The following is a 9,297-nucleotide window of genomic DNA, read 5'->3' on the forward strand; positions in this document are numbered from 1 at the left end:
CGACCGGCACCGTGGGGTCATGGGCTGGCCCCGGGCCGTTGCTGCGTCCCGGATGGCGCCCTGCCCGCCCGCTGTTACAAACCGGCGTTGGTCAAAGTTAAGTGGCACACGGTCAAGGTTCAGTGGCAGAGGACACACAGCAGGCCGACCAGGACCCTGGGTCTCCAACGGCAAGAGCCGACGGGCGGAGCTGACCGAAGCCCAGCTCGACCAGCCCGCCGGGCTCAGGCTCGGCTGGCGCCGACCCGGTCGGACCGCGCCCGACGGCCGCCTGTTCCGGACCTTCCGGAACGGCATGGTGCAGGAGAGCGGGTACGGCGTCGTCTGGGCTGCCGCGCGGGCCGGAGTGAGGAAGTTCCATCGTGATTGGTGCAGGTCAATGGCCCTGGTGTGACGAGTCGTTGGGGGGCTCGCGCATGTCGCGGGCGTGATCGTTTCGGGGAGATCATCCGTCAGCCGGTTCCGGGCTGTTTTCCTGGATCTCCTGCACGCTCTGTACAGGCCCTCCTACGCTGCGAGCAGGGTCCGGTGGGCCCGCGAGGGAGGGGACATGGCTCAGAACCTGATGGTGTGGCTGATAGAGCGTCGTGTGGTGCTGGAAGAACGTGCTGGGCAGCTGCGCAAGCAGCTGGCTGACATCGAGGCCGAAGTGGCCCGATTGGAGGCTGCTGAGGTCGTCTACCGGCAGTACCAGGAGGACGCCGACGCCGGGCACCCCGACGCTGAGGCATGGCAGCAGGCCCTGGAGGAGGCCACCGGCGGAGAACCCGCCGTGCCCGCGCCCGGCGCCGGTGTGACACCGGGCGCCGCGGGCCAGCTGCTGATCGGCCATCGTGGCCCCGACACTCGCCCGCAGGACCTGCCCGCCGACTACCAGGCGATCATGAGGATCGTCGCGGGCGGCAACGGCCCGCTGCAGGCCAAGGACGTGGCCCGTGAGCTGGGGCTGGATTCGGTGCCGGCGAAGGTGGAGCCGGTGCGCGGGAAGCTGCGCAAGCTGGCCGAGCGCGGCTGGATCACCCGAACCCCTGCGGGACGCTACCTGCCCCGGTAACCCGCCACCGGCCTGGCACGACACAACGGCCGATTTGCGCCGCAACGAGGGTGTGCCCGGCCGGAGTTGGGTGATGCGTGAATAAAACCACCAGCCCCTCCGGGGACGCCGTCAGCCTCGTCTACTCCGTCCGCCTGCCGCTGTCCGGCCAGAGCGTCAACTACGTGGCCGGCCTGATCCGCGCCCACCGCAAGACGATCCGCTCCCGCTGGCGCAAGCTGGACGCCGGGCGGATCGCGGTCATAGTGCCGGCCCACCTGCGCAATGACGAGCGGCTGGCCGACCTGGCCGGCGGCAACGCGGTCTCGGCCTCCACGGTGCGCCGGTGGGTGCTGGAGGTGATCGACCTGCTGGCCGCACGCTCTCCCCGCCTGGACCGCGCGCTGGCGAAGGTGGCCAAGGACAGCGGATGCGTGGTGCTGCTGGACGGCACGCTGATCCGTACCAGGCGGCGGACCGGGCGGGCGAACCGGAAGAACTACTCGGGGAAGCACAAGGCGCATGGCCTGCTGTTCCTCGCGCTCACCGATGCGAAGGGGCGGCTGTTGTGGATCTCCTCGGCCCGCCGCGGTGCCTGCAGCGAGATCACGGCCGCCCGCTACGAGAAGCTGTGCGCGCGGCTGCGGGAGTTTCAGCTGGGGGCGGTGGCCGACCTGGGGTTCGTCGGCCTGGACGACGGGGCCGAGGAACAGCCGGCGGTCATCACGGGCTTCAAGGCGAGCGGCGGCAAGCGCCTCTCGCCCCCGAAGAAGGTCGTGAACCGGCTGATCAGCAGCCTGCGGGCACCGGTCGAGCACGGCTTCGCAAGCCTGAAGACCTTCCGGATCCTGACCAAGGTGCGCATGCACCCGCGGCACGCGACCGCGCTGGTACGGGCTCTGCTGGTGCTGACACACCACCAAGTCGCGCGGTGACCGATGATCTCCGCGCGACGATCACCGTGGTGAGCTGCGCGAGCACCCCAACGACTCGTCACACCAGGGCCGGTGGCCTGCACCAATCACGATGGAACTTTCTCAGTGTTCAGCGAGGAGGAGCAGGCCACCCCGCTGGCCAAGCGCCCGTACGACGTCCGTCACGCCGGGATCTCGCTCTGGCTGGCCTCCGGGGTGCCGCCGGCGGAGTGCGCCCGTCGTGCGGGGCACAGCATCACCGTTCTGCTCCGGGTCTACGCCAAGTGCATCCACGGTGACGAGGACCACGCCAACCGGCTGATCACCGAACGGCTCGCGCGGCGGGCCGTGCCCCCGCCACTAGGAGCCGTCCGGCCGATCATGTGAAGGCGGAGGAAAAGGGCGGGCCGGGGGCCGACGGCTCCTGGTAGAACATGGGCCGATGGGCATCCAGGAGCGCGACCGCAAGGTATACCGACCTCTAGGGCGGGCTGGCCTCAGGGTCATCCCGAACGCTATACCGGACGGCACGATGCCGTGCGTCTGCGGCTACCGTGCCGAGGACGTAGCCGACAGCTTCTTCCACCGGTACGACACCCCACGGCTCGTCGAGCGGCTCAATGCGGACTGGTACGACCTCGCCGTCTCCTCGGGCCTCTTCGACCATCAGCGCGAGTTCCTCGTGCAGCTTCCGCAGGGCACCCGTTCGCACCAGGCCTCTCTGGAGCACATGCACAGCGGCAACGATGCGCCTGCGCTCTGGACCCGGGTCCGGCTCCTGGAGCGCTGGGACATCATGGGCCGGGGTGCGGGATCGGCATTCCTCGGCGTTCACGCGGGCCACCCAGGCTTCGCCATGATGGCTCTGGACGCCAGCGTGTTCGTCTGTGCCTCGACGGGCGAGGCCGGCATCGATGTACTCGCGGTGCGCCGCCCAGACCGCTCGGAGAACGTCCTGCGGCAGCTCGAGTGGATCGCCCGTCATAGCGATCCCTACAACCGCGAGCTCCAGCAGCGGGTCGCCGTCTGGCTCGCCGGTCGCCCGGGGACCATTTCGGGTCGCTGACGACACGACGAGGCCCTGGCTGATCCCCCCACGATCGGCCGGACAGCTCCGGCCTGACTTTGGTCCGCGCCTGGTCCGGAATCGCTGGTCAGGACTGGGATCAGCGCGAAACCAGGTGAGACAAACCACCCAAAACGACCATCCGGCGTGACCCGCTGTTCGAGCACAAGAAGAAGGCCCCTGATCTGCGTTTCCACAGATCAGGGGCCTTCTCCGTATCCTGTGGCTGGCGCAGGGTTCGAACCTGCGTAGCTTGCGCGACAGATTTGGCAGCCGCTCCCAGCTGGCTGCATCGGGGTCGATGGCCAGTTGTTCCTGGAGGGTGGCGAGGCGGGCTTCGGGGCTCTGGAGGGTGGGGCAGTCCCAGCGGTGCAGGCGCGTGCCGCTGGTGGGGATGGCGTAGACGGCGCCGGCGTCTAGTTCGGCGCGCCAGCGGGCGATGTCCTGTTCGGCGGTGTGCAGCTGGTGTGTGCGGTGTCGGCAGCGGTCGCGCTCGCCCTCGGGATGGGTGTAGCAGGCACAGGCACCGCACGTGACGCAGCGGGTGCAGGCCTGCCGTCGCCGGTCTTGGCGGAAGTGGTGCGGCGTTACGGTGCGGCGCGTGCTCGCGCCGTGGACGAGGAAGTCGACCGCGCCGGCGGCGGCGAGCTCCTCGGCCAGATCCTCCAGCCGCTCGTCGGTGACACCGACCAGGGCGGCCAGCTCGTCCCAGGTGTGCTCGGAGTCGGCGGTGGCCTGGGCAAGGAGGACCGCGTACGCGAGGGACCGGCTGCTCGTGCTCAGCGACTATTGGGGTGCCCTGCGGTTCCTGCCCTACGACCGCGGCTGGGCCGTCGCCAGCGACATCCCGCGCTGGATCGGGGACCGCCCACTTCCCGTCCAAGCCGATGACTGGCACCCCGCCGACTGGCTGCTCGCCCCGATGTACAGCGCCGGCGGCGACCTGCTCGGGGTCCTCTCAGTCGACCGCCCGCATAACGGCAAGCGACCCGACACTTCATCACTTCAGGCGCTGGAGAGGTTCGCGGCGCAGGCCTCCATCGCAATCGGCAACGCCCGGCTCCGAGCGGAACAGCAGCGCGTACTGGCCCGACTGGAGAAGGAACAGCAGGAGCTGCGGGCCAGCGAGGAGGGCTTCCGGCAGGCCTTCGAGTACGCGCCCAGCGGGATGGCCATCACCGAACTGCACGGCACCGAGCGCGGCCAGCTGATCAGAGTCAACGACGCATTCTGTCGGCTGCTCGGCCGGCCCCGGGCGATGCTGCGCCAGCACAGCTTCGCCGAGTTCGTCCACCCCGACGACCAGGCGCTGCTGGAACGCACCAGCTTCGAGGGTGGCCGGGCGGAACTGCGGCTGTCCCGGCGGGACGGCGGCTACCAGCGGGTCCGTCTGCGCAACTCGGTCGTGGCGGACGCCGCCGAGGGCCCCAGCTTCCTGCTCACCATCGTCGACGACATCAGCGACTACACTCACCCCGCGCAGCCTCTGGGCAGGCAAAACCTCGAAGAACTGCTGGAGTACTAGCTGCAACGCCGTGTAGATAGGGTCTGCGGGGACCCGTTACGGGTCTGGTGTGGTCAGGATGTTGATGCTGATGGTGGCCTTGTAGCTGGTCCGGTCGACGGTGCCTTTGGCGTTGTACTTGGAGATCGCGCGTTTGACGACGCGGGGTCGGGTGCGGATGCGCCGGTCGGGCATGAGGTCGGCCAGGACGCGCCGGCCGATGGTGCCGACGAGGTCGATGACGGTGTCCGCGATGACGCCCGCGGCCTGGATGACCAGGTCGCGGGCGGTGTTGAGGGCGATGGTGAAGCTGGCCCGGTCGGGGTCGACATGGGGGCGCGTTTCGGTGGCGTCGGCCATGGCCAGGCGCAGGACCTGGTAGGTGACCAGCAGCGCGTGGACCTCCTGGTCGAGGCCGGCTGGGGTGCGGGCGCGCAGGACACGGCCGCCCAGGATGGTGGACTTGATCTCCAGGTAGGCGGTCTCGATCTCCCACCGCTGGTGATACAGCGTGATCAGTTCGGCGGCGGGATGGGTCCGGTGGTCGGTCAGGGTGGTCACCAGCCGGTAGCGGCCGGTGCGGCGGCCGGTGACCGTAGCGATGCTGATCTCGCAGTCGATGACCCGGACCGCGACGGTGCCGAGCCTGGACAGGTAGGAGCCGTCACGGTTGCGGTGAAGGACGGGCAGGCGGCGGCCGTTCTTCACGCGGACCAGCACCTGCGCGCCGGTGGTCGCGATGGCGGCCACCGGGCTCTGCGCGGCGAAGTTGCGGGCCAGCAGCACGATCATGCCCTCGCGCAGGCTGCGGAGCAGGCGTGGCGCGTAGGTGGTCTCGCCGTCGGCGGTCGGCCCGAACACCGCGTCCAGGACCGTGCGGGTGCCTCAGGACACCAGGACCAGCAGCCGCAGCGCCGGATACCCCGAACCGCCGTTGTTACAGCGGTGTTTGGTGTATTCGGTCAGGTTCGCCGGGCTGTCGGGCACAGCCATCGTCGTGCCGTCGATCCTTGATCCACTACTTCGAGCTCCGCCGGCGTTCGTACTCGGCGACGTAGTAGCTGGTATGCCTCGCGGTTCCGGCTCGGTGGACAGCGTGGTGCTCGCGGTCCACCATGAAGGGACCGTTTCCGCCGAGCCTGGGACGGTCGGCGCGCCCTTCGATGACCTCCTTGAGATGCCAGTAGAAGACCCAGCCGAAGGAGACGCTGTCCACGCGTGAGATCGCGAACTCGGTCATTTCCCTGGGAGTATCCGGGTGGTTGATTCGGTATTTCTCGCCGACCAGTTCCAGTTGCTCTTGCACGAGCGCGGTTGCTTCATCCTTGTTCAGCACGGGTGATGTTCTCACGGTCAGCCACTTGCGAGGATACGGATCAGCAGCAACCACCGAGACGCGGGCCTGGATGGAGGCCAATACCGGGCCCAAGGGCGGACGTTCCTACAAGCTCTGCCAGCGCTGCGGCCCGACTCCCTGACCCGATCCAGGCGGCGGTGGAGCGCGGCCCTACGTCTCATGAGACATGTTGAACGCGAAGAACAGTTCAGATCCGGTGACTTCGGCAGGTATGGGCCACTAGCCTGCGTGTTTCATCCGGGGGCGCGTCCGGATCATGATCGGAAAAGCGAAAGTGCTTTCTGAGCTGCAACGATGAGGCTTGTCTAAGGTCCCAGTCGTACCAGCAGGAAGGCACTTTCTGCGTGCACACTACCCGGTCACGCCCCAAGCTCGTCGTCAGCGCCGACGGGCACGGGGTGGTCAACCACGCCGGCTCGCGTCTGCTGGCGGATCTGGCCGACGCCACCTCGCTGACCAGCGCCTTCAGCGACGCCCTTCACCGGCTGCGACCGCGCGGGACCGGGCACGATCCCGGCCGCGTCGCGGTGGACCTGGCGGTGATGCTCGCCGACGGAGGCGAGGCGATCCGGGACCTGGCCGTGCTCCGCGACCAGCGCGACGTGTTCGGCCCCGTCGCCTCCACCCCCACCGCCTGGCGCGTCCTGGCGGGCATCGACACCAACAACCTGAACGCACTGCGGGCAGCCCGGGCCGCTGCCCGCGAGGTCGCTTGGCTGCAGACCGCCGAGACCACGGACGGGATACCGCCAGCCCGCGCCGGAGGACGTCAACTGCCAGGCCTGGTCCTGGACATCGACGCCACCCTGATCACCTGCCACTCCGAGAAAGAAGAGGCCGCCGCCACCTACAAACGCGGCTTCGGATACCACCCGATGCTCTGCTTCCTGGACAACACCGGCGAGGCCCTCGCCGGCATCCTGCGACCCGGCAACGCCGGAGCGAACACCGCAGCCGACCACATCACGGTCGTCGATGCGGCCCTCGCGCAGATTCCCGATGCCCACCGCCACGGCACCCCGGTCCTCATCCGAACCGACAGCGCGGGCAGCGCGAAAGCCTTCCTCGCGCACCTACGCGCCCTGCGACAGCGCGGAATCCAGACCGCCTTCTCCGTCGGACACGCCGTCACCGAACAGGTCCGCAAGGCCATCCGGGTCCTACCCGACCAGGTCTGGCACCCGGCCCTGGAACAGGACAGCACCCTTCGTGCCGGTGCCGAAGTCGCCGAGCTGACCGGCCTGGTCGACCTCACCGGATACCCGGACGGCACCCGCATCATCGTCCGACGAGAGCGCCCCCACCCAGGCGCCCAGCTGTCCCTGTTCGACCAGGACGAGGGCATGCGCCACCAGGTCTTCCTCACCGACACCCCCGTCGCCGGCGGCGGCTCGATCCAGTACCTGGAGGTCCGCCACCGCGCTCACGCCCGGGTCGAGGACCACATCCGCTGCGGCAAGACCACCGGCTTCGGCCGCTTCCCCTCCCGCCACTTCGCCATCAACCAGGCCTGGCTGGAGCTGTCCCTGACCGCCATCGACCTGCTCGCCTGGGCCCGGACCCTGCCGCTGGACGGCGAGTTGGCCACTGCCGAGCCCAAGAAGCTCCGCTACCGCCTCCTGCACGCTGCCGCCCGGATCACGCGCGGAGCCCGCCGCCTATACCTGCGGATCGCCGCCACCTGGCCCTGGCGCCACGAACTGACCGCGGCGTTCAGCCGCCTGGTGGCACTACCCCGACCGGCCACCTGACAGACGAAGCAGCCCCTGACCACCCACGACCCGAGGACCCAGGAGCACCCGGCCATCGCGCCGGGCCCTCGGCATGCCCAACGTCCCACGGCAGCCCCGCGACCTCCGACACAGAGATCACCCCAGATCAACCGACGCGAACCGAAACACGGAGGCTAGTGTCATGCGCCAAAAATGGCGAGCGTAAGTGTCTAGTCTATTTCGGTGCTGGGTGGGTTGATCTTGGCGAGATAGTCGGCGAGTGACTTCAGGATCTCGTCGGCGGTCTTCGTCCAGGTGAAGGGTCGTGGGTTCTCGTTCCAGGTGTCGATCCACGCCTTGATGTCGTCCTCCAGGGCCTTGACGGAGGTGTGGACGCCACGCCGGATGAGCTTGTCGGTCAGCAGCCCGAACCAGCGCTCGACCTGGTTGATCCAGGACGAGCCGGTCGGGGTGAAGTGGACATGGAAGCGCGGGTGCCTGGCCAGCCACGTTCTGATCTCGGGGGTGTTGTGGGTGGCGTAGTTGTCGCACACCACGTGGACATCGAGCTCGCGCGGCACGGCTTTGTCTATCGCGGTCAGGAACTTCTTGAACTCGATGGCGCGATGGCGGCGGTGGAGTTGGCTGATGACGGTGCCGTCGGCGATGTTGAACGCGGCGAACAGGCTGGTGATCCCGTGCCGCAGGTAGTCGTGGGTGCGCCGCTCGGGCATGCCCGGCATCATCGGCAGCACCGGCTGTGACCGGTCCAGTGCCTGGATCTGGCTCTTCTCGTCGACGCAGAGAACCACCGCCTTCTCGGGCGGGTTGTGGTAGAGCCCGACGACGTCGACGACCTTCTCCACGAACAGCGGATCGGTGGACAGCTTGAAGGAGTCCTGCAGGTGCGGCTTGAGGTCGAACTTCTTCCAGATCCGCCCGATGGTGGACTTGCTGAGCCCGGTGCGCTTGGCCATGGAGGCGCGAGACCAGTGCGTGTCCTTGCCCGGCGTGGACTCCAGGGTTGCCACGACGACCTCCTCGACCTGATCGAGCAGGATCGACGGCGGCCGGCCCGGGCGGGGCTCGTCGGCCAGCCCGTCCAGCCGGTCGGCGATGAAGCGGGAGCGCCAGCGGTTCACCGTCGCCTGGGCGATGCCGAGTTCGGCGGCGACCTGCTTGTTCGTCCCACCCTCCGCGCACCGCAGCACGATCTTCGCGCGCAACGCCAGGAACTGCGCGGTCTTCGCCCGTCGCGCCCAACGCGTCAACTGAGCGCGCTCGGCCTCGGTGAGCACCAGATCCGGCTTGTTCCGGCCCGGCCGCGGATCGTCGGCCAGGCCGGCCATCCGCTGAGCGGCGAACCGGGAGCGCCACTTGCCCGCCGTGGCCGTGGTGATGCCCAAGTCGGCCGCGATCTGGGTGTTTGATGCTCCGTCCGCGCAGGCCAGGATGATCCGTGCGCGTTCGGCCAGACGGGAACGCACCGCACCACCCGCCCAGCGCGACAACTCAGTGCGCTCCTCATCCGAGAGGGCGATCTCGACTGCGCGGGGTCCCCTGTGTGACATGAAAACAGTCTACATATCTAGGCTCGCCATTTTTGGCGCAAGACACTAGTACTGCAACCGCAGTTATGGAGTGTGGCCTCGGCGTTTGTAGTGGCTGTGACGGGCCCGGGTCTGGCTTCGCCGCCGCCAGTACGACCAGC

Annotated in this window: 9 protein-coding genes; 6 read left to right on the forward strand and 3 right to left on the reverse strand. The window is 68.6% G+C overall.

The window, feature by feature from the left end; translation table 11 throughout:
- Positions 1-550: 550 nt before the first annotated feature.
- The 5 genes from ACH4E7_RS44685 (at position 551) to ACH4E7_RS44705 (ending at position 4,538) form a co-directional block, all read left to right on the forward strand.
- Positions 551-1,054, forward strand: a complete 504-nt coding sequence (locus tag ACH4E7_RS44685) for a hypothetical protein (protein ID WP_396254973.1) — start codon at positions 551-553, stop codon at positions 1,052-1,054.
- A gap of 77 nt (positions 1,055-1,131) precedes the next feature.
- Positions 1,132-1,968 (forward strand): transposase family protein, encoded by an 837-nt coding sequence (locus tag ACH4E7_RS44690; RefSeq protein WP_396254974.1) that lies wholly within the window; start codon positions 1,132-1,134, stop codon positions 1,966-1,968.
- Between the two features lie 105 nt (positions 1,969-2,073).
- Positions 2,074-2,334, forward strand: coding sequence for a hypothetical protein (locus ACH4E7_RS44695; protein WP_396254975.1), 261 nt, complete (start codon positions 2,074-2,076; stop codon positions 2,332-2,334).
- A 55-nt stretch (positions 2,335-2,389) separates the two neighbouring features.
- Complete coding sequence (locus ACH4E7_RS44700; RefSeq protein ID WP_396254976.1) at positions 2,390-3,013, forward strand: hypothetical protein; 624 nt, start codon at positions 2,390-2,392, stop codon at positions 3,011-3,013.
- Positions 3,014-3,788: 775 nt separating this feature from the next.
- Complete coding sequence (locus tag ACH4E7_RS44705; RefSeq protein ID WP_396254977.1) at positions 3,789-4,538, forward strand: PAS domain S-box protein; 750 nt, start codon at positions 3,789-3,791, stop codon at positions 4,536-4,538.
- A 36-nt stretch (positions 4,539-4,574) separates the two neighbouring features.
- On the opposite strand, the gene ACH4E7_RS44710 is transcribed toward ACH4E7_RS44705, so the two are convergent.
- Both ACH4E7_RS44710 and ACH4E7_RS44715 read right to left on the reverse strand, forming a co-directional pair.
- A complete protein-coding gene (locus ACH4E7_RS44710) occupies positions 4,575-5,387 on the reverse strand; it encodes a transposase (protein ID WP_396254981.1) in 813 nt (270 codons plus the stop codon).
- Between the two features lie 148 nt (positions 5,388-5,535).
- Complete coding sequence (locus tag ACH4E7_RS44715; protein ID WP_396254978.1) at positions 5,536-5,853, reverse strand: hypothetical protein; 318 nt, start codon at positions 5,851-5,853, stop codon at positions 5,536-5,538.
- Positions 5,854-6,218: 365 nt separating this feature from the next.
- On the opposite strand from ACH4E7_RS44715, the gene ACH4E7_RS44720 reads away from it, so the two are divergent.
- A complete protein-coding gene (locus ACH4E7_RS44720; RefSeq protein ID WP_396254979.1) occupies positions 6,219-7,625 on the forward strand; it encodes an IS1380 family transposase in 1,407 nt (468 codons plus the stop codon).
- 191 nt (positions 7,626-7,816) lie between these two features.
- Here the strand turns inward: ACH4E7_RS44720 and ACH4E7_RS44725 are convergent, their stop codons facing one another.
- Positions 7,817-9,157 (reverse strand): IS630 family transposase, encoded by a 1,341-nt coding sequence (locus tag ACH4E7_RS44725; RefSeq protein ID WP_396254980.1) that lies wholly within the window; start codon positions 9,155-9,157, stop codon positions 7,817-7,819.
- Between the last annotated feature and the right edge of the window lie 140 nt (positions 9,158-9,297).

The sequence above is a fragment of the Kitasatospora sp. NPDC018058 genome (assembly GCF_044327205.1).
Classification (GTDB): Bacteria; Actinomycetota; Actinomycetes; order Streptomycetales; family Streptomycetaceae; genus Kitasatospora.